We start from the raw sequence: 23,886 nt of genomic DNA, 5'->3' as shown, positions 1-23,886 counted from the left end.
CCTTTTCTTATTGATGAGTATCAGCCTCCTCTGCGGGATAAAACTCGCCCTCCTTCCCGATTTTTTCCAGCCGTTCGCGCACAATTACCTCAACGCTGGCCACGGCGGCTTGATCGTCAGAGTTGACCAACTGCACGCACAGGCGTCGGACATTCTGATCGTGGGTGCCCTCGCTCATCATCTCGTGAGTGAAGACCTGTTCGCCACGCCATAGGCATAACTGGGTATGCGTCCCGACGAGCCATATTTCGTTGATTGATCTAAGGTCGGTGGTAGCTAGTTGATCGACGGTGATTGTCTTATCCATTGCGCTGTACCTTACCCATGAGTAGATACAGGTAGACTTACAGGCATAGCGGGTCGTTCCACGCGCTGGCAGTCCAACCGGGCTAATGGTGGTTAAGCACGTTCCGGTTATAGCCAGGACAATTGACGATTGGAAGCGGACAGTACGAGCCGACAAGGGCAATCACGTGACTGATTCTGCTGTTTCACATGCAAATGGCCGTGCCTGAATCAGTCTTGATCTCCTCTCCTCGGGCCGTTGATGGCAGCTATACAGGTGGCGTGCAGACTACGGAACGGCCGACAGCTATTCTTCCTGCTCGTCGTCCAGGAGTCAGACTCGATCGCGCTGCGCTAAAGGTTGCACGCAAGGCTCCACGGGCTGAATTGTTCCGCAGCACTGGTGGTCACTATGACGTTTACGAAGGCGGGGCAGGTTTCGCCGACGTGTTACGCGCGCAGGTCGAGTTTCTCCATCGACACTTCGGGACAGCAGCCGAAAAAAAACATGTTTGAAGCACGTTCCGGACAGGCATTCGGTGCTGTCGAAAGCGAACCCGTTGAACTTATGCTGCTGGCCGAAAGCAGCAGATCGCGACTGACCGCTAACGGCCAATACCGGACGTTCAACCTGGTTGTGCGGTCGGTTCACCAATCCGACCAATTGGCGTGAGTAGCGTTCGAACGTCGTGATGTGATAGGGATCGATGATGTATTTGACGTGGCAGGTGATCATGGGATCAATCCTTTGATTTGGGGAGCCTCATTTTCCAGTCGTTCTGCTACGAAACACCCAACAGCGTCATTGCCATAGGCAGTGATAGCATTTAGCCTCACACGTAACGATAGTTCGGCTGCCCATCTGCCTTAACCACGATGGCATCCGAAGGGACAAAAATGCTCCAGCTGAGGACGAATCTCAGAATTCCATCACGCTGTTACGTACAAAGGGAATTGTTATGGCTAACACTTATAATATCTACAAAGTCAAACCTGCCAAACTTAACCAACTAAAAGAGAAGTTAAAATCAGTTGGATTGGTAGAGCAAAAAACCCTAGAAAAGGACGGATACTTAAAAACCTTTTATTTTTCTGAAAAAGTAGAAGGCAACGAAGTTTGGTGGTGGAAGACATACCGTAACTTCTTCAATGAAGACATTGAAGAGCCAAAAAATATTTTCAACTTTGCTGTATTGGTTTGCCAAAATATTGCAGAACCTGAAAAGATATTTGCTGTCAGCTTGGGCAAATCACATTTTTATCTTTCGAAATTCATACAGCTGGATTTTGGTATTGACCTCGCTCTGCATATGGCCGATGAGAGTTCAATACTTCTCAAAAAAAGCCGATATTTTACTGGCACGAAAAGGCAAGACGTTTCCTCTTATCAGCAGTTCCAGGTGAACAACTACGAAGCTGGTGAGTCCGTGGATCATATAAAACTAAAGGCAGCAAACAAAACTGTCTGGGGTAACCGCAACATCATTTTTGCTGACTCTATCCAGATGGATATGGACAAGCAGCCCATGCATTTCCCTGAAATATTCAAAATTATTGAAGCCAGCTTTAATGATGATCAGATAATCCACCTCCCCAAACTCGAATCAGCCAATGCAGATATTGCAAATGACCTGGATATTCAGGCTCTCACTCATTTGAGAGATGGCGAAGGGAACGTGGGGATTGATCAGTTTCATGTAAGCGGTGTGTCGATATGTTTCAGCTTCCATGACTATGACTATGTCATCAAAGCGAAGAACAGCGAAGGAAAACTCCTGAGCAAGCAGCTCGGCAATACTATGGACATTGAAGCAATTTCAGAGTTCCTCGTTGACAATCCAGATATTGACGATATAAACAATGTGACGGTGCAGTTTAAAAATGAGGATATCGGACGCTTCACGAGAAACCTCAAAGAGCTGCTGGATATGCCTATCGTGTGGGGCGACCAGCAATATTTTTTGAAAAATGGCGAATGGTTCTTTTTTAATCAGGTTTTCATGGACTACCTAAAACGATCTCTCAGCGCTGTTGAGGTTATTCTCGAAGAACAACTGATTGAAACAGAGTTTGTTGCTTGGCAAACAAACAAACGAGCCAATCGAAAAGCCGGAGATGACAAGGTTGATTATCGCGAAGCCTATTTCAATCAGAAAATATGCAACGAGCGCGGATACACGCTCTTAGACCGAGAACTCACCGCGATTCGCTCGTTAGAAAAAAAAGAAGGGATTATCAAGTTGAAGTAGCCGACCTTTACTATAAAGGCGAGATAATATCCGTAAAAATTTCAAAAAAGAAGCCGGAACTAATTTACAATATTGAACAATCGAAAGACTCCATAACCCTTATTAAAAACAACAAAATCAAATTTAGTAAGAAACTCACTTCGGCGGCGCTTTGGTTCGTCTTCGAAGAAGACATTAAAACCATCACGGACGTAAACTCCATCCAGTTTCTACTAGCAGTCGAAGCTTGGAAGAAACTAGTGACAGGATATTCGCTCAATCCGAAAATTTACATATCGCGCCACATAAAATAAAAAGTGAGTTCTCGAGCAATAATGGTGATCTCATCGAACATGGAACATGGAACATGGAAGGTGAAAGGTGAAAGGTGAAAGGTGAAAGGTGAAATCACCATGAGCCATACACACCGTTGCGAGCCAATGATTGCCTGAGGTTGGACATAGTAGGCAGCGTGGTATCGTCATACCGCTCTGTTGGGAGCCCAGCCAGCAAACAATTATCCATCGTTCCTTTAAGCTCACCACGGATTGACCGTTTCCGTGTGCGACACCAAGTCTGGAACCCACCAAGCAGCATTGAGCGGCTGTTGTTTTCGGGCGCTGCCGGTACCGAACGGCAGCTATGGGTCCAGGCTGTGTGAAAACGCATGCACCGTTTTGAAGTCTGCATTGCTACGTAAAATCTGCCAGCGTTTGGTTAGTCAGCAGACCTGAAATTTGCATAGGAACACGACTTTCGTTCCGATTCTGACTGTCAAACGAGCTCTAAAACGTTTTTACACAGCCTCGGTCGATAGCGGTCACCAGCTATCAACCCATACCAGTCACCTGTCTCTGCCGCCTGTCGATCTCTAAGCTTAAAAACCCACTTAGTATTTGGCAAAATCTGGATAAGAGAAAAGTTCGCCACTCCTAGATCTCTCAAGCCATTTGAGTGATGAATCAACTTGATATCTATCAACAATGGCCTCAGCCAAATCACTATGACCTAAGGCAAAAAGCGACGTTACGATGTTAGACAAGGCATTCGTTTTATCAAAAATGTGCATAAAGCTTTCTCTAACATTTTGAATGCCAACTCTAAAATAACTGTTGATTTCCGAGACAGTGCTTTTATATAGCTCGATGTAAAATTCTGTATACAACTTGTCGCGCGCAAAATAGAATAAAGTATGCAATCCTGCGAGATATTCAGGAGTCAGCTTTTCTTCAAATTCACTCCAAACCGACTGTCTAGTACTTGCTCTTTCTTTTATGCTGTCAAGTATCGACTCACTTCGATCCCAGTAATCAAGGCCAAGGCTTGGTGTTTCTGGAAGTAAGCTCTTGGTATTCTGAGGCGCCCACTGATCGAAGAAGAAAAATAGCTGATCTGGGATTATACCTTTAAGTGGTAAAGGCTCACCTATTACAGAAGAAAGAACATAGTGCGTTTTTATTTTTTCAATAGCTTTCGATAAATCTCTGCTGCCAATGTCGTACTTACACATGAGCTGTTGTTTGATATCTTTAAATTCTGGTGTTGCCCAATCAGATTTCGGGGGTAGATCTCTGGCCAGCCTATAAATCATTGGGCGTGAAAGCTTTGATGTAAAAGTCCCTTGAGCATATTCGTCTTTAAGCCACAGATTCAAATCATGGAGCTTGTCTAAGTCATGTTCTAGCTGCCCAAATTTCCCTTTTAAACGAAAGAAATTAATAGATGCGACGTCAGTTAGATGTTTTTTGCTTTCATTGCTTAAAGGGTAGCGAAACGTCTGCCCGGTGGCGTCTACCTCTGCAATGTCTGAAATGGTTTCGGCAATTAGGCTGTTAACACCCTTATAACGGTTGTCCAGAAGCTCGGAGTTACACTTAAAGAAGTTCCAAATATTTCCAATATCATGTGACCCGGACAAATCAAACAAAAGTTCGTAATTTTTCGCTTTAGCTACGAATGACAGCTCCTGAATTGCTCCTTTCAGTCTTAATTCAACAGAATGGCGCATATTAAAACAAACGGGATACACTAAGTCGTCAATTTCCATATCCATTTTTTTGGAAAGAACCTGATCAATTAGTAAGTTGGCAGCGGTGGAGAAACCTTTGGAGTACTCAAAATATCCAGGGCTGCCGTTGTTTCCTACGCAGGCATTTGCCCATGTAGGCTCTGAACCAGAGAAAGTTGAATTTTTATTTCCGGCCATGATTAAATCCTATTTGTACTTAGGCGCGCATGTACAGTGCTTAGCTAATGATTTTGCCTAAAACAGCTAGCCGTGACTATGATTCAGTTCGGTGCGTGCGATGGTCAGCAGCATAGCTGACTCTGGCCGGTAGTTGTTGCCCGAAAGAGGCAGCTATCGGCCGATTCTGTTGAAAAAGTCGGTTCGCCCAAATGGCCCGAATATTGACCGGTGAAAACGCCTTTTTTACACGCTACTGCGTGAAATCTGAGTCCAGAAGCCTCTGCCAAAAGTAAAGATTTCAATCTCAGGCGTGTACTGTTCTACCGTGGAAACGATGGCCGACTTTTTCAACAGAATCGGCCATAAGCAGACTTTCAAAACGTCTACTAAAGTAGAGGCTATTCAGCATCACAATCCAGTTGCAGAACCCATTTTACACCCCCTCTCTAGCCTCTAAACGCATCGCCTTTCTAGCTGAAGCTAGCGTTATAAATTATTTCTTGATCGGGGCCTGTTCAATGTAATGCGCAATATCCGGTAAAAACGTTTCTGTCAATCGCTTTTGCGCCGCGAATACCGCCCACCCCCAAATTGCAATAAGAAGCCCAGCTACTAACAAAAATGCCATCCCGCCACCAGAAGATTTATCTTCAGGCTCCGATAACATGGTTCGGCCAATGTCTTTGAAAACTGCTGAGCCGCACACCGTTAAATAAACCAACATTGAAGTATAAAAAACGTTGTTGTGCGCAGCATGAAACAACTGCTCACTCACGGCCCGCGGTGGTGCGAGAAACACAAAAAAAATCGTTAAGAAATTAGTAAACGAAGCAATCAAAATGGAAAGCACTATGGACGCGTTCTCATACTTTTTTGCAATCAGCCTCACTATTCCCGCGCCAAGGAATGAAGAAAACAGGAAAAAAGAGATCACCATCAAAATATTCTTAACCTCAATTACCCCAACACCGTTAGCAGATCCGTTTAAAATCGGCGAAGTTATCTTGGATTCCGAATGAGGTTGAGTCCCTGCAAATATAAACATGAGGACGCTACCTATGGCACCCACCAGTATCGCTGTAGTGGCGATTGGTGCTCTCTTAAATTCATCGACAGAATATATTTTCCACTGCTGGAGTAATCCCGCGTGCTGCGTTTTCGATTTTTCTGCATCACTCATCGCCCTAACCCTTTTCCAATCCTAATGACATTCATCTCCAGTAACCTTTAACGAATAGCACATCGCCACGACATATCCAATTAGCGTCACTCGTGATGAAGGGTGCCCGGACATGACGCTGCGGTCATGCAATCTCTCATGTGATGAGCTGCTTTCCACTCAATTTAGCCTCTCTGAGTGACTGCTTCTGGCCGTTAGTGGACGCTCAGACTCCTTAGTCTGAGAGTACAACTCCACGTCCAATCAGGAAGAGGCATACCAATAGCGGCGTCTTAAATCTCCCGAAAAAAGCTAGGGATGCGGCAGCGATCCCAAAAATTGCGGAAGTGATTGCCCAAATCCCAGGCAATAAAAAACCCCGTAGACGTTAATCTACGGGGTTTCTAAGAGTGGAGGCCGAGGTCGGAATCGAACCGGCGTAGGCGGATTTGCAATCCACGACTATCTCTTTATTTATCAGTATCTTACATCATAATTAATTCCGCATCGCCAATATTCACACAGCGCTGGAGCCTTCTAAAATCGGGCGGCTCTATTTCAGTTGCGGAATGGATTTTCTGTGCTTTGTCGCCTAAAGTCCGGTAGTCCTCCGGCTTGCCCTGTCACGCCTTGCGTGCAAAGGTCGTAAAGAGGGGTTAGAAATCAGCTCGCCTTGGAGGCATCGACAACAGAGCTCAAGCTAATGGTGGAATAGCGTACTTCACCAAAGCGTGGCGACAATTTTCGCGGAGCGCTGAGAGCCATGGCGAAAAACGCTGGGAATATCAGGCAAGGGTTGATCACCTAGAAAGGTTAGAAGCCGGCAAGAAAGCAACAAAGCAACAAAGCAACAAAGCAACAAAGCAACAAAGCAACAAAGCATAACCTGCTGATTAATATAAAATTAAGCGAGGAAGGTAACTAGATGAATTTAGATGAATTTCTGACGGCCCCCCGCGAGAGTCTGAATATCGAACTTAAGTCTTGGATTGACCCCACCACAGCAGAGGGAAAAGCCAAGATCGTGAAGGCGGCGATTGCGCTTAGAAACGTTAACGGAGGGTACTTAGGTATCGGGATTTCTGATGAAGGCAATCCGCTATCCGAACTAGCTCCAGAGAATATTGATGATCGATTCCATCAAGATACGATTCAAGCCCTCATCGCCCGCCACTCCTCAGAGTCTTTTGAGGTATCTGTAGAATTTGGAACATTTAACGGGATTAAATTCCCTTTCATAACTATTCCCTCAGGAGTTCGCACTCCTGTCGCGGCTAAGCTTGGTATCAACGACCCAAACAATCAGGCTAAAGAGCTAGTCAAAAAAGACACAGTTTACGTACGAACATTAGCAGCTAATCACACTCCTAGTTCGGCTGCCGCGCAATTTAGCGACTGGCCGCAGATCATGAACATTTGCTTTGACAACAGGGAGGCGGACATAGGAAATTTTGTTAGGCGCCATCTTTCCGGCCTGGACATTCCTCGCTTACTATCTCAAATTAATGGCGACTCTGTAGAGCCCGAGACAGCAGTAGTCGACGTATTTCTAAATGAATGCCATCAACGATTTTTAGAGATAAAAAAAGCCGACGACGCCATTGACTTAGGCAAAGGTCTTTTCGAAGTTGCCGTCATTATAAAGTGCGCCGCAGAGCGCGAAGCGGTTAGAGCTGACGATAACTTTTTATCCTCTTTTATCTATGCTAATCCCGGACTCAACGGTTGGCCTTTATGGCTAGACAGTCGCGCTTTTCTAGACCCTAAATCTAGACCAAGAACCCGTGCCGGCGGTTACGAGGCGCTCATCGAAGATTATGAAGGATCTTTCATATTACCTCACTTAGATTTCTGGAGAGCGGAACCATCTGGACGTTTTTATCATTGTCGAGTCCTGTGGGATGACTTGGTCGCTATAAAAAAAGGTAATAACCCCAACGAATTTTTAGCGGTAGATATCGCAATCAGAACCGTAACGGAAGCGATTTCTGTAGCTATATCTTTCGCCAAATCAATGGCATTCCCAGAAAAAGAAACCACTCTGAAGTTTGCCTTTCGCTGGAGCGGCCTCGAAGGCAGAGAGCTCAGCTCATACAACTCTTTACGCTATATCTCTCCAGGCAGAGTAAGCGGGGACGATCAGATAACAACTCACGCAAACATTTCTCTTGACATCTCTCCCTCATCGATACCCTCAATAATCCCTGAAATTGTATCTGAACTTTTTAGCTCTTTTAATGGAATGACATTTTCGAAAAATGTAATAGAGGAAATAGCTCTAGAGCTATTACAGAAAAAATAGTTATTTTCCTTAACTCAGTTGCCGACCGTCAAAGGCACACCCTCGCTATCTTTACCAAAGTTTATATCGAGGGCACGGCTCCCCTCACACACCCGACTACTTCGAGGGCCTCCACCCTTACTAGAGTACGCGGCCCCGTGATTACACTTCCTTCATGAGGAGCACAACTTGGACGCGAAGCCTTACAACAAGCGCAAGCATTTAGCAAGCGCAAAACTATTACTAAAAAACAATGACCTGAGCTCTCTGAGACACGCCAGCCTTGAAATGAGATATTTTTTAGAAGCCCATGTATACGAAAGGCTACTTAAGGATGCCGATCAGCTCCCAAAATCTATTATCCAAAAATGGGAGCCGAATAAAGCAATGAAAATGCTATCCATGTTCGACAAGCTTGCCGATATGGACCTAACATTGACAATATCGGAACACGATGGAAGCTCGCCCATAAAAATCCATTACAACAACATCAAAAATTCTGAACTTACTAAAATCTATAACAATCTTGGTAGCTACTTACACCTGCCTCAACCCTCGAAAGCAAAAGACTTTTCCATCAACAAGGAGAAACTATTAAAAATATTCGAAACAATAAAGGTGCTAATTAGAGGAAACTTGATAATCATAAAAACAGATTACAGCACCTTTGAGTGTGAATCATGCCAGCAGGCGATATTGTTCACAAGCTGGTATATAGAAAATAACGAATCAATCTTGTGCCAGAACGACTCATGCAAAGTTGAACACTTCATCGAACGCTACGACGGCGGTTGCAGATTCGGATCAAAGATACAATGCACATGTAAATGTGGCGCAGAGCTCGAAATCTTCCACTCAAAACTCAAAATCGGAGAAGTTATAAAATGCACAAGCTGCCTAGTAAAATACCGGGTCGATCCCAATCTAACGCCAATAAAATGATGTGCATTGTCCGCATAACTTCGATTAACGTTCTGACATTACACTTCATACGCGCTCTAGTTACACATAACCGTCCAAAGCTGATCAAGCTTGGTCGTGTAGCTCCGGCTCATCATCTCCCGGCGCATAGCCCAAAGTGGGTTGCTGGGCACGCTGGCTGAACGCATCGTCCCCCTACCCCAGCGCTCATTGATCTCGTCCATGACTGTCATCACCCGAGTCGCTTCCATCGGCTGTGATGTAGCAAACAAGTCATCGGTGTATTCGCCTGGCTGGCAGAGGCTGAGCAACATCAACTCAGCCTTGCTGTACTTGAAGCCTGGTCGAAATATCCGATCAAGCGCACCGACCGCTACTTGAGTAAGCAACCGCACGTCGTCGGTGGGATACGGCATATCTACCACCACTCCATTGGCATACCTCGCCTCCTCTGGATTGAACATGCCAGTGCGGATAGACACGCGCACCTTCTTACAAAGAGAGTTCTGGGCTCGAAGCTTCTCCGCGGCTCGCATCATGTAGGTGGCCACGGCCTCCTTAATGGGCGGCAGCTCCGTCAACCGCTCACCAAACATACGACTGCAGCAGATCTCCTGCTTCGGCGGATCCGGCTCTTCCAGCTCCAGACAAGGCGTGCCACCCAACTCCCTGGCCGTCTTCTCGATCACGATGCTGAACTTCTTACGGAGCGTCCACGGATCAGCCTTAGCCAGGTCCATAGCCGACTTGATACCCATGGCATCAAGATGGAGTTTCATCTTTCGACCGACACCCCACACCTCCGCCACGTCCGTATTGCGTAGCACCCAGTCACGCTTAACCGGATCGGTGATATTGACCACACCACCGGTTTGGGACTGCAGGCGTTTCGCGGTGTGGTTTGCCAGCTTCGCCAGGGTCTTTGTGTGAGCGATACCTACACCGACAGGGATACCGGTGCAGCGAAGTACCTGAGCGCGAATCTGCCTGCCTAAGGCATCCAGCTCACCGATTCCAGTCAGGTCGGCGAACGCCTCGTCGATGCTGTACACCTCAACCGCCGGCACCATTGCCTCGATCAGGCTCATGACGCGCTCGCTCATGTCGCCGTACAGCGCATAGTTCGAGGAGAACGGCACAATGCCGTGCTGCTTGAGCTTGTGCTTGATCTGGAAATACGGCTCGCCCATCTTGATGAAAGGCTTCGCGTCGTAACTGCGCGCAATGACACAGCCGTCGTTATTGCTCAGCACCACGATGGGTACCTTCGCCAAGTCCGGCCGGAATACCCGCTCGCAACTGGCATAGAAGCTGTTGCAGTCAACCAGCGCAAAGGTGGGTCGCTGCTTAGACATGACTGCGCACTGTGCTGGTGATCACACCCCAGATTGACAGCTCATCACCTTCAAGAACGTACCGAGCCGGGTATTTGGGGTTTTCGGACAGAAGGACAACCTCCCGGCCGCGCTTACAGAGGCGCTTGCAGACGGGCTCGTTGTTCAACAGAGCCACCACCACATGCCCGTGAGCCGGCTCAATGGCACGATCCACCACTGCGAGATCGCCTTCGAAGATACCAACCCCTTGCATGCTTTCCCCGGTAATGGCTACCAGGTACACATGCGGTGCGCGGATATTCAGGACCTCATCCAATGAGATGTGCTGCTCAATATGATCCGCTGCCGGCGAAGGAAAGCCCGCCGGAACCTGGAACGAACACATAGGCAGCTTCGCGCCTGCCTCGGCGATAGGACCTAGAATGGTGAAGCTCATGATGCGGCCTTTTACAAATACTGTACGAATGTACAGTTAACTTTGTAGGACGCTTGCGGTCAATTTTTCTGTAGGGAATTTCGACAAGCGGAGAGGTGCGTATGTGTGGGCGATTCGTGCAATACGAAGGGATGGCGATCTTCATTGAAGAGCTGAGCCCGCAGATAGAGCTGTTCAGCGGGTATGACGCTCAGCCTATTGATCGCTACAACGTCGCACCTTCAACGCGGGTGCAGGTTCTTCACACATTAGAGGATGGGCTGCATATCGATGCAGTGAAATGGGGATGGGCGCCGTTCTGGGCGAAGGGAAAACGTCCGGATCCGATTAACGCTAGGGTCGAGACGGTCACCACGGGGAAGTTCTTCAAACAGCTTTGGCCGAATCGCCGGGCCATTGTGCCCAGTGAAGGCTGGTATGAATGGGTAAAAGATCCGGACGATCCGAAGAAGAAGCAGCCCTACTTCATCCGCCTGAAGAGCCGGCGTCCGATGTTCTTCGGAGCGCTTGCCCAAGTAAATCCTGGGTTGGAGCCTCATGAAGGCGATGGTTTTGTCATTATCACCGCCGCAAGCGATCAGGGCATGGTCGATATCCACGACCGGCGCCCCTTGGTGTTGACCCGAGAACATGCCAACGAGTGGCTTGATCCCGGCATAACCCAATCGCGAGCGGAGGAGATTGCAAATGAGCTGTGCCAACCCACGGAAGAGTTTGAATGGTTTCCCGTAGGCAAGGCCGTAGGGAATGTTAGAAATCAGGGGCCTGAACTGATTGAGCCAGACAGATCAGCTCAGGTACCACATCACGAAGGCGACTGCTGTGATCCACACCAGGGTAAGCAGAAATGAAAGACCTGCGAGTTGCTTATCCATCCGCTACCCAATGTGAGGTTAAGAGACTGCAATACGAGCTACAGGGGCAATTTTAGTTCAGTGAGGGTAACGCGCCACCGTTCAAAGCGGCGGCGCCTATCAGAACAGCCCACCCAACGCTGCCGGCTCCCAATTCATGATCACCAACTCACCGCTGATCTCGGTTTTGCCCTGGCGCTGGTTAGCTGTGCTGTATCGGATATCCACCGTTTCGAAGTGAAAGCCTTCAAACACCCGTCGGATATCGGGATGGTCATTAATGCTGACCATAACCTTGCCCTTGCAGCGCCGCATGAAATCAGCCATTCGCTCGTAGTTTTCAAAGGGAAAGTCCACGCCATAGCCTGCGGTTTGCCAGTAAGGCGGGTCCATGTAATGGAAAGTGTGCGGTCGGTCATAACGTTCGGCGCAATCAATCCAGGGGAGATTTTCAACATAGGTGCCGGACAGGCGCTGCCAGGCGGCCGAGAGGTTCTCCTCGATCCGCAGCAGGTTAATAGCCGGGCCAGTCGTCGCGGTACCAAACGTCTGCCCGGTCACCTTGCCGGCAAAGGCATGATGCTGCAGGTAGAAGAACCGGGCGGCGCGCTGGATGTCTGTGAGGGTTTCAGGGCGGGTCATCTTCTGCCATTCGAATACCTTGCGAGAGCTCAGCGCCCATTTGAACTGGCGCACGAATTCTTCCAAGTGGTTCTGCACCACGCGGTACAGCGTCACCAGGTCGCCGTTGATGTCGTTGAGAACTTCAACTGGCGCGGCCTGGGGGCGCATGAAGTAGAGCGCGGCTCCACCGGCAAAGACTTCGACGTAGCATTCGTGAGGCGGGAAGAGCGGGATAAGGCGGTCAGCCAGGCGGCGTTTGCCGCCCATCCAAGGGATGATGGGTGTGGACATATAAAAGCAAGACCTTTGCTGTATGAATAAACAGTGCTAGGCTCGCTCCGCTTTGTGCACGAAGCGGGAGCCTTGGCTGGACTTGCAGGGGCAATCTGCGGGGAAGGTGGCCGGGCTGGATGTTGACGCATCCGACCCGGCCGCTCCTTTATTTCGGTGTAGAGACTTCTTTTGCGTAGGCCTGACAGGCCCGCAGGGCGATCAATCCTTGGTCGCCGGCATCGGTGATCCCGATAATTCGTTGAGCATGCGCTGGGTCAAGTTGGGCTCGACGGGTTGCATGAACCACGCCGACGGCGCCGGGGGTTGCGGGCATGTTGCAGCCACTGGCTGAATCCGTGGCGTCGAGAAGGACTGACAGCCGCACATCAGCAGTAGCAAGGCGGTCACGCAGTAAAGCCTGCTTGCGCTGGGCATCGGATAATTCCTTGGTGTGTTGTTGGTCTAAGGCGGCCAGTTGCTGCTCGGTGGCCAACCGCTTGTCTTGCTCGGTACGGGCCTGAGCTGCGGCGGCATTGCCGATCGCGGTCAGGTCCGTCTCGAACTGGGCGCCCTGCTCTGTCACAACCCTGCCGAGGCGCCAGTCCTGCACCTGCCAAGCAGCGCCGAAGCTCGTGGCCATAGCCACCAGGATCAGCACCACCAGGCCGGCCAGCTTCTGCACGGGCGTCATGCCAGCACCCGCAATGCCGTCTGATAGAGCGCCAGTCGATCAGCCGCACCATTCGGGATCTTGCCCTTGCTGCCCGTGTTGATGAGGCTCCCGATGTTCTGGATGTCGCCGGCGTCGGCCAGCGTGTTCAGCCCGTTCACGGACCAGTACCAGGCCGCCGACAGCGCTGCATATTGCGGCTGCTCCAGCAGCTCGGGGTGATTGATCAGGTCGACGCCCAGGGCTTCACCGCACGCACGATGATTGTCCTTGCCAGTAATCTGGATCAGGCCGCGCCCTCGGTAGATATAGCCCTCGCCCGACGCCTCAGGGCCATTGCCCATGCGGCCGCCGTAGACGGCGTTCCCCATACGTGCCGAACTGCCCGCCAGCTCGGCGGCACGCGGCACCAGGGATCGCCACCGGGAACCCGGGCTAGCGGCATTACCCAAGGCTACGATTCGGTCCGCTCTGTAGTTCAGGCTCTCGACCAGGCGCGTCAAATGGCCGGATTCATGCCCGACTTGGGCGATGAAGGCCGCGATTCGCTTGGGCGTGACGATGCCGTACTTGCTCATCGCAGTATTCAAGACACCGACAAAAAGCCCGGCCTGACGGCCAGCGTTCGGGAGGATCAACAGCAACTGCTGCAGGGTGATAGACATGTTTTCTCCAGGCAAAAAAAGCCGCCAAACGGCGGCGGTTTCTAGTTAAACGGGGGTTTCAGCGAGTCACGTCAAAGCTGTAGAACCCTGACCTCCTTGGTTTTTTTCGCCTTTTTACCCTTGGCCTTGGCCTTGCCCTTTTTGCCGCCATTGCACTCGACGGTGGTCGACCAGCCTGCCTGGGTGAATACCTGCTCAACTGAGTCGACCAGGTACTCGCCATCGATGCCGACCTTGAAGCCCGTGGCGTTTACCGACCGCTCGGCAAACAGATCGGTACGCCCAGGCATTTCAAGACGAACGCCTGCCGAAGATCGATTGAAGGCGGTCAGGCGGGCCTTAGCGGCCTGGGTCGCGGCGGTCTTGTTGGGGTAGATATGACGGTCTGTATGCACCGCCGGCAGCCCGTCGGGCGCATCCGTGTTGTCCAGGCTGATCAGCTTCAGCTCACCGCTTTTCTTGTCCTGGTGCTTGGTGGCCACTGCCTTGTGCGTGTTGCGATCGCCTAAGCGGAACTGCCACCGACTGACATCGGCGGGCGTGATGGTGACGGCGCCAAAGGCCTTACCGCTCGCACTGGTGCCGCCGTCGCGTGTCATGACAATCAGCTTCCCATCGGCCACCTTGGCCGTGCAGTCGTGCTGCTTGGCAATGCGGGTGATGAAGTTGAAATCAGACTCGCTGAGCTGGTCAGCCCGGGGCACGTTCGTGGAGACGTTGCACACCGGAGTCCAGCCGTTGCGGCCAGCCACGTCGGCTACGATCTTGGACAGTGGCACATCTTCCCAGCTACCGCTGCGCACCGTCTTTCCGGTACCGCGCATGTCGCCGGCCTTGCCGCGCACGACGATGGTGTTAGGCGGGCCGGATATCTCTACCTCATCCACCATATAACGGCCCAGCCGCACCATGGACGTTTCGGCATAGCCCAGGTAGATCTCAATGCCGGCGCCGCGCTTGGGCAGCGCCACGGCGCTGTCGCGGTCATCGATGCGCAGCTCGAAGTCGTCCGACTCCATGCCGGGCTTATCAGTGGTTTTCAGCAATAACAGGCGGTCATTGATCAGCGCGGTAATGTCTTTACCGTCCGCAACGACGCGAAAGCGAGGGGTCATGGTTCACCCAGTTACCCCGCCAACGCGGGGGAATGTTGGCGGCCGTTACGCGTAACGGAAGGAAAGGACAGCCAGGCCTGGCTAATCCCAAAGCATCACAAGTTCTTCAGTGGGTGCCGGCATGTCCGGCAGGATAATCACCACACCTGCCCGATACGGCTGAGCCTCATCGGCCAGGCCCTGATTAGCATCCAGCACAGCCTCCACGGTGCCGTTCAGGTGGCCGTAGTAGTTGTGACAGATAGTGTCCAACAGATCCCCGTCAGACGTTCTGCATGTCGTCGCCATAGCGTACAAACTCCAGGGTAAAGCCTTGCTTACGCGGGATGCCGCCGCCCAGCAGCGCGCTTTGTTCTTCCTCGACGCTGGTCATGCACCAGCTGCCCAACACGTCGCCGTAGCCGGTGGTCAGCGTCAGCGGCTGCAACTTGCCCCCCAGGGTTCGCAGGGTGTCCAGTTGTTTGATGCCACCCCTGAAGCCCGGGAAGATGGCGCCCTTCAACGTCAGCTTTTCGTCACCCATACCGATAGCCTGTTGCGCCGGTCGACGCGTCAGCCGCTCCTGAGAGGCCCAGCGAAACGCAGACGAACGCCGCAGCTCATCAAAGGCCGCCGTGTCTAGGTTGAAGAAGTACGGCTGTTGTTTCGGATCACGCGGCTGCATGATCATCAGGTGCGGGAAGGGTTTTACAGCTTCCGGCGCAGGTGTGGCATCAGCCGCAAAGGCCCCAGTCGGAATAATGCCCGACAGTGAAGGACTGACCTTGCCGGCGATGTTGTTGATCGCCGTCGCAGCCCGCCCTGCCTGTTCTTTCAGCGCACCCAAGCGCTCGTCAATCTGAGACGCAGCCCGGGTTGCTGCGCTGTACACCGACACTACCTGGCCAACCTTCGCCTGGGCGGCCGTTACACCGCGCATAACCCGCTGTAGCTTTTCGCCGATGGCTGGTCCCACAAACGGAATGCCTTCCAACTCCGAGGCCGCGCCGCTGAGTTCACTGATCGCCCCGTCTACCGGTGCGATCATCCCATCCAGGCTACGGCGACCAGTCTCACCCGCCGCCGCCAGGGACTTAACGCTTGATTGCAGCTGCTCCATGTAGCCCATAAATCCCCCAGGTCAAAGATGCGCGTCGTCGTAGAGCTTGCGGCTTTCCAGCTGTTGAGTGATTTCGCGCTGTTGCTGTGCGATGTATGGCTGAAGCTCGCGAGCGAGCTGCGCCGGATCCTTCACGTCGCCCTGCACGGTCACCTGAATCGGCGCGCTGATATCAACCTTTTGCTCGATCTTCGGCGCCGGCGGTTTTGGCGGTACCGCCATCAGCGCAACCCCAGCGGGTGTGCTCGATGCCGGCTGCGAAGCCAGCGAACGAACGACGTCACCACCCACCGGCCCAGGCGTCTTGACGGCGCCAGGCATCAGCAGAGAGCCATCACCTTTAGGCGCGAAAGAAGTCGCGATATCGCCGAGCACCGGCGGAATGTCTTTGCCGGCGTTGACCATCATCAACGGACCGGCATCGGGCATTTTCTTCAGCCCATCGTCGCCGCCGAAGAACGACTTGCCCAAATATCCGCCCAGAGCGTCGCCACCCAGGCTGCCCAGGTAGGCACCCAGCAACCCACCGACCACCGTGCCGATTATCGGTACCGCCGAGCCAATCGCCGCACCGGCCGCAGCGCCGGCAAGCGTGCCCGCCAAGCCCCCCGCCGCCTCGCCATAGCCTTCGGCTTTTTCATCGCGGGTCGTGGCGTTGTCATAGGTATCTTTGATCTTGTAACCAGCCTCAATGACCGCCAGGGCCGCAGGCAGCTTGGCGCCCTTGGGTAAGCCCAAACCGCGACCACCCGCCTTGCCGCCCCTCCTACCTTTGCCGCTGCCATCTACACCACCATCCAGGCCGCCCAAGCCACCTGCCGGCAGATTGGTGACGATTACCTTTTGCGGGATGTTCGGATTGCCCATCAGCGAACCACGGCCGACGTTCAGCAGGCCCTTGCCGATCTTGAGCGCGCTCAGCGCGGCGCCCAACGTGACTGCGCCTGCAGCAACCGCAGCAATCACCGCCGTAACTGGTTGGTACTTGTTGGCCAGGTCAGCCAGCGCATAGCCAACCTTCCCCAGGCCATCCGCGACCTTATCGGTCAAAGGCCGCAAACCATCTCCAAGGCTGATCATGGAGGCTTCCATGCCCGCCGTGGCCTCCGCCCATCTGCGGTTGGAGGTTTCGCGGGCCTTAGCGGCGTCCGACTCGATCTTGGTCTTGCCGTCGGTTTTCTCGATCGTGACCATATCGGCCTTGATCTTGTCGCCGTATTTGATCTGCGCGAGCAAACCCGCACTGGCGCTCTGATCGCTGACGATGTTGGCTAGGCCAGCGGCTTCAGTCAGGGCCACCATGGCCTGCTGTTCCTCGGCGCTGCCGTCCGCTGCCGCCTTGATCTTGGCCTTGAGGGCCTCGATCTTTTTGGCCTTCGCCGGATCCTGACGCTTGATCATTTCCTGACTGAGCATGATGAAAGCGTCAACCGGGTTGGCTGCCTTGCCGCTTTTCGTCGCGGCCAGGATCGAGCCGGCCAGGTCGTAACCTTCCTTGGCAAAGCGCTCCTGGCTGGTACTGCTGATCACCGCGTTCAACAGGTTGTTCATGTTGGTCGCAGCGGCCGCAGAGTCCTGCGTTTGTGAGTATTGCGACTGCAAGCTGGCCCCCAGAAAGCGAACCGCCTCCGGGCCTTCCATGCCCAGGCGCTTGATGTTACCGAGCATGGACGGCAGATACCGAGCCATGTCCTTGGGACCGAAGGCGCCGATATCCCCGGCTGCAGCGACCTGACCCAGCATGCCGGCCATGTCCTCTTTCTTAACCCCGGCCTCCTTGAACGAGTTGATCAAGGTGGCAATAGTTTCGGCTTCCATGCCCTGCCCATCGATCAGATCGGCAATCTGGCCGGCATAGGCACTGGCTTCCTGCCAATCAACACCCTTTTCGATCAGGCCACCAACCGCCTTGGCGAGCAGTTGACGGCTCATGCCCTTGTCGTCCGCAATGGTCGAAACCATCGCAGTCATCTTGCCTTCGTCATCTGTGCCGGCTGTATGCGCCCACAGCGACATCTGGCGCATTTGCGCCTGATAGTCGCCTGATATCTTGGTGGGGATAGCGACCGCCGCTGACAGCGCCGTCGCCTGGCCGAGCGAACTTTTCAGCCCGTCCTTACCCTGCTTGATTTGAGTGTGGCCGAGCGCCTTAAGCTCAGCCCCACGGGCCACCTGGCCCAGTTTCTGGTACTCGTTGCGCAACTTACCGACCTCCACACCCTGGTCCTTGAGGGTTCTGAGGTTGGTCTCCAACTTTTTCAGCAGGCCGTCAGCCGAGGCTGAGCCGGTGTCATGGGCTTTTTTCCACTCATCACGCAGGCGGATGGTGTCGCCAATGGTGCTTTGAAGTACCCGGGCCTTGGTGCCCTGGTCGCTGAGTTTCTTGATACGCCCTTCAACATCCTTGAAGGCAGCGCCGACGGTCGAACTGATAGCACCGCCGATGACGACGCCAAGCGCCAGGTTGTTCGCCATGGGGTCACTCCGAAAAGGTCCAGGCGGCTCACTCCTTGAGCCACCAGATCATCGTTGAGAAAGACATAGACTCGATCTCGCTGGCCGAGAAAGACATTTCCCGGGCCAGCCGCTGAGCCAGCTTCCTCTGTATCTCTTCGCTAAACCCGGTCTTCGCGCACCAGGCGAAAATAGGCGGCCTGCAGGCGCTTGTAATCACGCACACTCAGTTCACCCAGATCGTTTTGGCCTGCATCCGTCAGGCTAGCGAACAGGATCATTTCGCTTTGCTCCTCATCGTCCGGGGCGGCTTTGGTCGCGGCACGAACTTCGCGAACGGTTGGGGAACGCATGGTCAGCTGATCAGTTTCGATCTGATTGACCTTGACGATTTTGGACAGTTTGATGGTTGCCGAGTCAGCGGTGATCGTCAGCCATTCCGGGATTTTGTTGATGTCTTGAGGCATGGGTATTTTCCTTAAAGGCCGAGGTCGCGGCGAACAGATGCCAGTTGGTCAACGCCGTTGATAACGCGAACCGCGTTAACAGGATCGATTTCAAACATACGCAAGCCAGCGACTTCCAGCTTGTAGTAACTGACGCTGACGGCGTACTTGAATTCAGCGTCGCCGCCCGGCTTCCACTCACCTGGGTCCAGCTCCGAGACCATCCCGCGAAGGGTGGCGACCACTGCAGTAGTTGCCCCCTTCTGTCCTTTGAACGAGCCACGGAACACGGCGTTGAACGCGGTCTGATCAGCCAGGCCAAAGAACTTCATCGCCTCACGGCGTACACCTTTGGTGCTGAAAGACGCCTCCAGCTTTTCCATGCCCTGGTCCATATCGATGGGGGCATCCATGCCACCGCCCTGGTACTCGCCGGTTTTGATCTTCAGCTTGGGCAAGCTCAAAGTGGGCACGTCGCCGGCGAAGCTCATGCCGTCGACAAACATGTTCATCATGAACAGCGTTTGGGGAATCATGGACATTGCGAAGCCTCCTTAGGCTTTGGTTTCGATGACTTCGGTGATCCACTGATTAGTGACTTCAACGAGGAAAGTGGGGTTCTCAGCCGGCGGCACGTCGGTGAAACGGATGCGCCAATAGACTTTGCCCTGCTCCAGCTGACTGGCAGTATTCAGCTCGTCGTCCGGGAACACTTCGAAGTTGATAACCGCGCCCTGCTTTTTCAGGTCGCGCATGAAGTTTTCCAGGCCTTCGGTCACATCGCTGACGTAGGTCTTGGTGATCGAGCGGTCAACCGCCCACTTGTGCCCGTAAAGGATCGCGTCCATAACGATGTCCTGAGTGCGCACACGCGTCACGAAGGCCCACTTCGGATCGCTGGAACAGGTGCGGTTGCCCCACAGGCGGTAGCCGTCGTCACGGATAATCGTGGTGATGTTCGCGTTGTTGAGCAGGTTGGCCCGGCACGTTGCGTCGCCGTCCAAAAACTCAATCGGCCGCGTGGTACCGGTGATGCCGACAAACTCCTTGTTCGACGGCGAGGCCCAAAAGCCGTATTCGTTATCGGTCCAGGCGAACAGGCCAGCCACCCAAGCCGACGCTGGTGCGTCCACGGGTTCACTGAGACCGGTGTCCCAGGTCTGCACGCCAGGATCCACCAGAAACACGCGCTTGCTGCCGAAGTTTTCGGCGTAGGCAATGGCAGCCTCGTCGGTGGTGTTCGGGCCATCAACGATGGCGAGGCCGCGCAACTTGCCGGCGAGCGCATCGAGCGACGTGGCCACGGCCTGGGTCGCGCTGTGACCCGGGGTAATCAGCAAACGGGGCTGAGCATTGAAACGGCTCTTACCGTCAAGCAGCGCCTGCATGCCGGTACGCTGACCATCCGCCAGAACGCCACCGATGATGGCCGAGGTCTGCAGCGCGGGTGTGGCCAGCTTCTCGACACCGCACGCCACGATCACCGCCTTGGCGCGCATGTAGATAGCCTTGATCGACTTGGTGATCGCCGCGTCTTCGCCCCAGGCAGCCACCGCTTCGCTTTCGCGAGTGATCAGCAGCACCTGGTTAGGCTTAGCCGTCACCTTCGGCCCCGGGGTGAAGGTGTCGCACAGACCGATAATCGAGGAGGACGGCAGCGAGATAGTACGTGCGCCGGTGTCCACATTGGTGACGGTCACACCGTGAAAGAAACTCATAGGGCAATCTCCAGAAACGAAAAAGCCCCGCATAAGCGAGGCCGTGGGTTGTTCGTGTTACGCGTAACGGAAAAGAAAACGCCCCGTCAATGCGGGGCGTCTATTGGATTTGCTCGGCGATCCAGGCCGGCGGCACTGGCCGCTGCTCAATGTCGGGAAAGTCCGGCGATTGTGGCCAGTCGCGCAGATCCTGCATGTACTCCAACAGCTCAGTGAACTGCTCAGCGGAGAGTGTTGTTTCACGGCTGATTTCCAACTGGTCACGGTGCCGCTCACGCAACCACATGAGACTGGCCAGTTCCCCATCACGCCACGAACGCTCGGCATCAACATCAACACCAACCGAAAGTAACGGGACATAGACGTCAGAAAACACCTCGCCTGGCAACAGTTCCTCAGGTCCACCGATAGACCGGCAGCGGTAAACGCCGTCATTACGAACAGCAAAACTCATAACCCGTCCTCCCAGCCCATGACCTGCGCCACAGCAGTCGCAGCGGTCGCGCAAAACAGGAAGCTCATACGCCGCAAAATGAACTCGCCCTGCGCAGTAGGCACAGGACCAGAGGCGTTATAACCACCCGCAAACGGGAACCCGTTCAACTGCGCCGGGCTCAGGTAGCCAGTTCCCGGAGTTGAGGCGAAGGCCCCCTCAGGCGCAAAGCCCACGTAGCCCCCCGTACACCCGGCAACCAACGAAACCTTGCGGGCCGTTGGCGGCACAAGGTTCGCGAGCGACACCGACACCGGCGTACTTGCGGCGCCCGACACAGCCATCGGGTAATTGAGCGTATTTGTCGCCGCTGTCGGATCGAAAAGGAGAAGGTTATCGATCTGCGTGTAAGCAAATGGCACCCCGTTCGGAGCAGTCAATAACATGCCTACGCGCGCCTTTGATGTATATCCAGCAGGCAGCACCGGCTCATAGACGAAGCGCAAAGACGCCGCAGCAGTCGTAGTCAGCGCCAGGGCGCTAACGTTGATTTGAGACGGCGACTCAATGCTTTGCACAAAGGAGCCGGCAGGGAATGCCGAACTCGACAGCTGCATCCCAACACGCAGTGACGCGGTACTGGGCAAACCGGTAACAACCGCAGAACCCGCAGTGGTCGCTCCGGTCAGCACAGGGCACAGCGCGGCGATGAACGCCTGGGCCGCGCCATTGATAGCCCACAACGAGTAAAAACTGGACGCCGCCAATACCCCGCTATCCAGGCCATTGGCTCCGACAGTAGCCAGATTGATCGCAGAAGAAAGACCGCTGATACGACGCGCTACACCGGCCCCGTCTTTGACAATCACCTGATCAACGCGGGCCGAGATAAGCGAGCCGGCACCGGTTGCACTGATCAGGATTCCCCGGTAAGCGCCTTGAATCGAGAGGTTTCGGGTTTTCTCGACTTCGCTGGCCAGGGCTGCAACATCGATATTCCCCTGATTGATCGGAGCGTTCCAAGCCTTGATGCACCACATCACCGCCAAGTTGCGCGGTCGTGTTTCATCCGAGCCCGTCACGCCGGTTCGCATATCACTTGCAGCGCCACTTACCCACGGTGATGCAGAGCCGCCGCCAGACGCGCTTACAGATCCATAGGTTCCACCCGACCACATTGCATGATCGTGCTTCTGCATGGATTGGGCCTGAGCACTGCCAATTACCCGACCAGCATCAACCCCGCGCCCATGGTCCCAGCCCCGCAGGAACTCACCGCGCGACTCGGGCAGGCGAAAGTTACCGGCGCCCTCGTCGCCCTTGTTGAACGCGCCGCCCAGGAACGTCGCCAGGTCTGGATACGTCGCAACGCTTTTGACGCTACCGTCCAGCTCCAGAAAGCCCGGCGCCACCTTATCCACGGGAAAACCGATCATCGAGCCCACCGGCAACGCCGAGGCCTGGGCGATCATTGCCGTGATTTGGTCCTTGGTATACGTGTCGGTGATGCCATACCCCGCCAACGTGGTCGGGTTAGATCCAGAAACGAAAACGCCGCGATCATTGACCGTCACCTTGGTGTAGGTGCCAGCAGGCTTGTTCGCAGGCAGAAGGCCGTTAACCGCCTCATCGACATACTGACGCGTAGCCAGCACCACCGCCGGGTCGATTTTGAGCTGAATGTTCGAGGTGCCGTTGGTGATAATGTGCATCCGCACCACCTGATTGCGCCCCGAGCCCTGGGCCAGCACTGGCTTGTAACTCGGCGGCGCGTTGGCCACCGCAGAAAACACACCGTCCTTATCCTCCAGGGCCAACTCGCGCACCCACCAACCACCCACGTCGGGCGGCAACACCACCTCGGCAATCAGCACATTGGCATCAGTCGGAGATACACGCAGCTGATTGATCTGCGCACGATAAACTTGATTGACCAGCTTGGTCTGCGAAGGACTGGGCACCGGATCGGTGCCGTTCGCATCGCCGATCAACATGTAACGCGGCTCCCACGGAATACCGAGGGCATCGCAGTTGGTCTTCTTGGCGGCCCCCTGAGTGGTGATCATGCCGCCAAAAATAGAATTCTTATCAACCATGTGAGTACACATCCAGTTCGTCGAGGGTGTATTCGCTTACGCCTGCATGGCCTTGAATCACCACGTCGATATCGGGGTTGGCCCAAGGGTAAACGTCGATTTCATCACCGTCATAAACAGCGAAGCCGGTATAGGCGTTAGCGCGAGTTTCGAGCGTTATGTCGAGGCCCGTCAGATGCCGGCTCACGGGCTTGGCGTCGTCAATCAGGCGCTCCAGCTCACTGAACATTTCTTCGGTGATACCGGTGTCGAGTACGCCGACCCTAAGGGCGAAGGTCGCCGGCGCGCCTTCGGGTACCGTCTGCCACCACTCGATCACCTCCAGCAGATAGCCAAGCGGCTCCACCACGCGGCGCAGTGCGCCGATGGTTCCTTTGCGTGAGTGGATGTAAAACGACGCCCGTACCGCGTTGCGCTTGGCCGCCTCCGTCCAGCGATCGTCCCAGCGATCAACAGACCAGGCCCATGCGAGGTGGGGCAACAAATGAACCGGACACGTCGCGGGGTTGTAGAGCGAGCGTAACGGGATGACGGTCTGGTTCGAACTCGCCGCCTCAATCGCACGCTCCAACTGGGTGCTGTTATTCGGCAGTAGGCTTTTCAT

The 23,886-nt window shown here is 53.8% G+C and carries 24 protein-coding genes; 5 read left to right on the top strand and 19 right to left on the bottom strand.

Translation table 11 applies throughout. From position 1 onward, the window contains the following. Positions 1–7: 7 nt before the first annotated feature. Together BBG20_RS25185 and BBG20_RS33575 are read right to left on the bottom strand one after the other, a co-directional pair. Positions 8–307, bottom strand: a complete 300-nt coding sequence (locus tag BBG20_RS25185; protein WP_065908259.1) for a hypothetical protein — start codon at positions 305–307, stop codon at positions 8–10. Between the two features lie 312 nt (positions 308–619). After that, positions 620–1,021, bottom strand: coding sequence for a hypothetical protein (locus tag BBG20_RS33575; RefSeq protein WP_404940352.1), 402 nt, complete (start codon positions 1,019–1,021; stop codon positions 620–622). 223 nt (positions 1,022–1,244) lie between these two features. Between BBG20_RS33575 and BBG20_RS25175 the strand changes: the two genes are divergently transcribed. Beyond that, positions 1,245–2,534 (top strand): DUF6119 family protein, encoded by a 1,290-nt coding sequence (locus BBG20_RS25175; RefSeq protein WP_226939959.1) that lies wholly within the window; start codon positions 1,245–1,247, stop codon positions 2,532–2,534. An 868-nt stretch (positions 2,535–3,402) separates the two neighbouring features. Here BBG20_RS25175 and BBG20_RS25170 read toward each other — a convergent pair. Both BBG20_RS25170 and BBG20_RS25165 read right to left on the bottom strand, forming a co-directional pair. After that, positions 3,403–4,719, bottom strand: coding sequence for a hypothetical protein (locus tag BBG20_RS25170; RefSeq protein ID WP_065908254.1), 1,317 nt, complete (start codon positions 4,717–4,719; stop codon positions 3,403–3,405). A 475-nt stretch (positions 4,720–5,194) separates the two neighbouring features. Beyond that, positions 5,195–5,881: a hypothetical protein gene (locus tag BBG20_RS25165; RefSeq protein WP_065908252.1), complete on the bottom strand. Its 687-nt coding sequence runs from the start codon at positions 5,879–5,881 to the stop codon at positions 5,195–5,197. A gap of 904 nt (positions 5,882–6,785) precedes the next feature. On the opposite strand from BBG20_RS25165, the gene BBG20_RS32075 reads away from it, so the two are divergent. Continuing rightward, on the top strand, positions 6,786–8,162 hold the full coding sequence (locus BBG20_RS32075; RefSeq protein WP_083221480.1) for an AlbA family DNA-binding domain-containing protein: 1,377 nt from the start codon (positions 6,786–6,788) through the stop codon (positions 8,160–8,162). 168 nt (positions 8,163–8,330) lie between these two features. Then, entirely contained in the window at positions 8,331–9,083 is a 753-nt protein-coding gene (locus tag BBG20_RS25160; RefSeq protein ID WP_065908250.1) for a hypothetical protein, read from the top strand. A gap of 56 nt (positions 9,084–9,139) precedes the next feature. Here BBG20_RS25160 and umuC read toward each other — a convergent pair whose 3' ends face one another. Both umuC and BBG20_RS25150 read right to left on the bottom strand, forming a co-directional pair. Further along, on the bottom strand, positions 9,140–10,417 hold the full coding sequence (umuC, locus tag BBG20_RS25155; protein WP_065908248.1) for a translesion error-prone DNA polymerase V subunit UmuC: 1,278 nt from the start codon (positions 10,415–10,417) through the stop codon (positions 9,140–9,142). Beyond that, positions 10,410–10,835, bottom strand: coding sequence for a LexA family protein (locus BBG20_RS25150; protein WP_065908246.1), 426 nt, complete (start codon positions 10,833–10,835; stop codon positions 10,410–10,412). The genes umuC and BBG20_RS25150 overlap by 8 nt, the downstream gene beginning before the upstream one ends. A 101-nt stretch (positions 10,836–10,936) precedes the next feature. Here BBG20_RS25150 and BBG20_RS25145 point away from each other — a divergent pair, with 101 nt between their 5' ends. Next, positions 10,937–11,686: an SOS response-associated peptidase family protein gene (locus BBG20_RS25145; RefSeq protein WP_065908244.1), complete on the top strand. Its 750-nt coding sequence runs from the start codon at positions 10,937–10,939 to the stop codon at positions 11,684–11,686. A gap of 123 nt (positions 11,687–11,809) precedes the next feature. On the opposite strand, the gene BBG20_RS25140 is transcribed toward BBG20_RS25145, so the two are convergent. The 7 genes from BBG20_RS25140 to BBG20_RS25110 all read right to left on the bottom strand — a co-directional run bounded on the left by BBG20_RS25140 (position 11,810) and on the right by BBG20_RS25110 (position 18,352). Continuing rightward, a complete protein-coding gene (locus BBG20_RS25140; RefSeq protein WP_065908242.1) occupies positions 11,810–12,604 on the bottom strand; it encodes a DNA adenine methylase in 795 nt (264 codons plus the stop codon). A 148-nt stretch (positions 12,605–12,752) separates the two neighbouring features. Then, a complete protein-coding gene (locus BBG20_RS25135; RefSeq protein WP_065908240.1) occupies positions 12,753–13,277 on the bottom strand; it encodes a lysis system i-spanin subunit Rz in 525 nt (174 codons plus the stop codon). Beyond that, positions 13,274–13,921, bottom strand: a complete 648-nt coding sequence (locus tag BBG20_RS25130; RefSeq protein WP_065908237.1) for a glycoside hydrolase family 19 protein — start codon at positions 13,919–13,921, stop codon at positions 13,274–13,276. Before BBG20_RS25130 ends, BBG20_RS25135 begins: the two co-directional genes overlap by 4 nt. Positions 13,922–13,992: 71 nt before the next feature. Beyond that, complete coding sequence (locus BBG20_RS25125) at positions 13,993–15,036, bottom strand: phage late control D family protein (RefSeq protein WP_065908235.1); 1,044 nt, start codon at positions 15,034–15,036, stop codon at positions 13,993–13,995. An 81-nt stretch (positions 15,037–15,117) separates the two neighbouring features. Further along, positions 15,118–15,324, bottom strand: a complete 207-nt coding sequence (locus BBG20_RS25120) for a tail protein X (RefSeq protein WP_065908233.1) — start codon at positions 15,322–15,324, stop codon at positions 15,118–15,120. Continuing rightward, entirely contained in the window at positions 15,299–16,144 is an 846-nt protein-coding gene (locus tag BBG20_RS25115; protein WP_065908231.1) for a phage tail protein, read from the bottom strand. The genes BBG20_RS25120 and BBG20_RS25115 overlap by 26 nt, the downstream gene beginning before the upstream one ends. 12 nt (positions 16,145–16,156) lie before the next feature. Next, positions 16,157–18,352 (bottom strand): phage tail tape measure protein, encoded by a 2,196-nt coding sequence (locus BBG20_RS25110; RefSeq protein WP_226939960.1) that lies wholly within the window; start codon positions 18,350–18,352, stop codon positions 16,157–16,159. A gap of 75 nt (positions 18,353–18,427) precedes the next feature. Between BBG20_RS25110 and BBG20_RS33275 the strand changes: the two genes are divergently transcribed. Then, positions 18,428–18,649 carry a hypothetical protein gene (locus tag BBG20_RS33275; RefSeq protein WP_226939964.1) on the top strand — a complete coding sequence of 74 codons (222 nt, stop codon included), beginning with the start codon at positions 18,428–18,430 and terminating at the stop codon, positions 18,647–18,649. Positions 18,650–18,750: 101 nt separating this feature from the next. Here BBG20_RS33275 and BBG20_RS25105 read toward each other — a convergent pair whose 3' ends face one another. From BBG20_RS25105 to BBG20_RS25080, 6 genes are all read right to left on the bottom strand, one after another. Next, positions 18,751–19,056, bottom strand: coding sequence for a phage tail assembly protein (locus tag BBG20_RS25105; RefSeq protein ID WP_065908227.1), 306 nt, complete (start codon positions 19,054–19,056; stop codon positions 18,751–18,753). An 11-nt stretch (positions 19,057–19,067) separates the two neighbouring features. Next, positions 19,068–19,571, bottom strand: coding sequence for a phage major tail tube protein (locus BBG20_RS25100; protein ID WP_065908376.1), 504 nt, complete (start codon positions 19,569–19,571; stop codon positions 19,068–19,070). 18 nt (positions 19,572–19,589) lie between these two features. Further along, positions 19,590–20,753, bottom strand: a complete 1,164-nt coding sequence (locus tag BBG20_RS25095; RefSeq protein ID WP_065908225.1) for a phage tail sheath subtilisin-like domain-containing protein — start codon at positions 20,751–20,753, stop codon at positions 19,590–19,592. 100 nt (positions 20,754–20,853) lie between these two features. Continuing rightward, positions 20,854–21,207, bottom strand: a complete 354-nt coding sequence (locus BBG20_RS33270) for a tail fiber assembly protein (protein WP_226939961.1) — start codon at positions 21,205–21,207, stop codon at positions 20,854–20,856. After that, a complete protein-coding gene (locus BBG20_RS33265) occupies positions 21,204–23,282 on the bottom strand; it encodes a phage tail protein (protein ID WP_226939962.1) in 2,079 nt (692 codons plus the stop codon). Before BBG20_RS33265 ends, BBG20_RS33270 begins: the two co-directional genes overlap by 4 nt. Continuing rightward, positions 23,275–23,886, bottom strand: coding sequence for a phage tail protein I (locus BBG20_RS25080; RefSeq protein ID WP_065908221.1), 612 nt, complete (start codon positions 23,884–23,886; stop codon positions 23,275–23,277). The genes BBG20_RS33265 and BBG20_RS25080 overlap by 8 nt, the downstream gene beginning before the upstream one ends.

The sequence above is a fragment of the Pseudomonas aylmerensis genome (assembly GCF_001702265.1).
Taxonomy (GTDB): domain Bacteria; phylum Pseudomonadota; class Gammaproteobacteria; order Pseudomonadales; family Pseudomonadaceae; genus Aquipseudomonas; species Aquipseudomonas aylmerensis.
The sequence above is the reverse complement of the archived record's forward strand: the minus strand, read 5'-3'. Positions and strand labels throughout refer to the sequence as shown.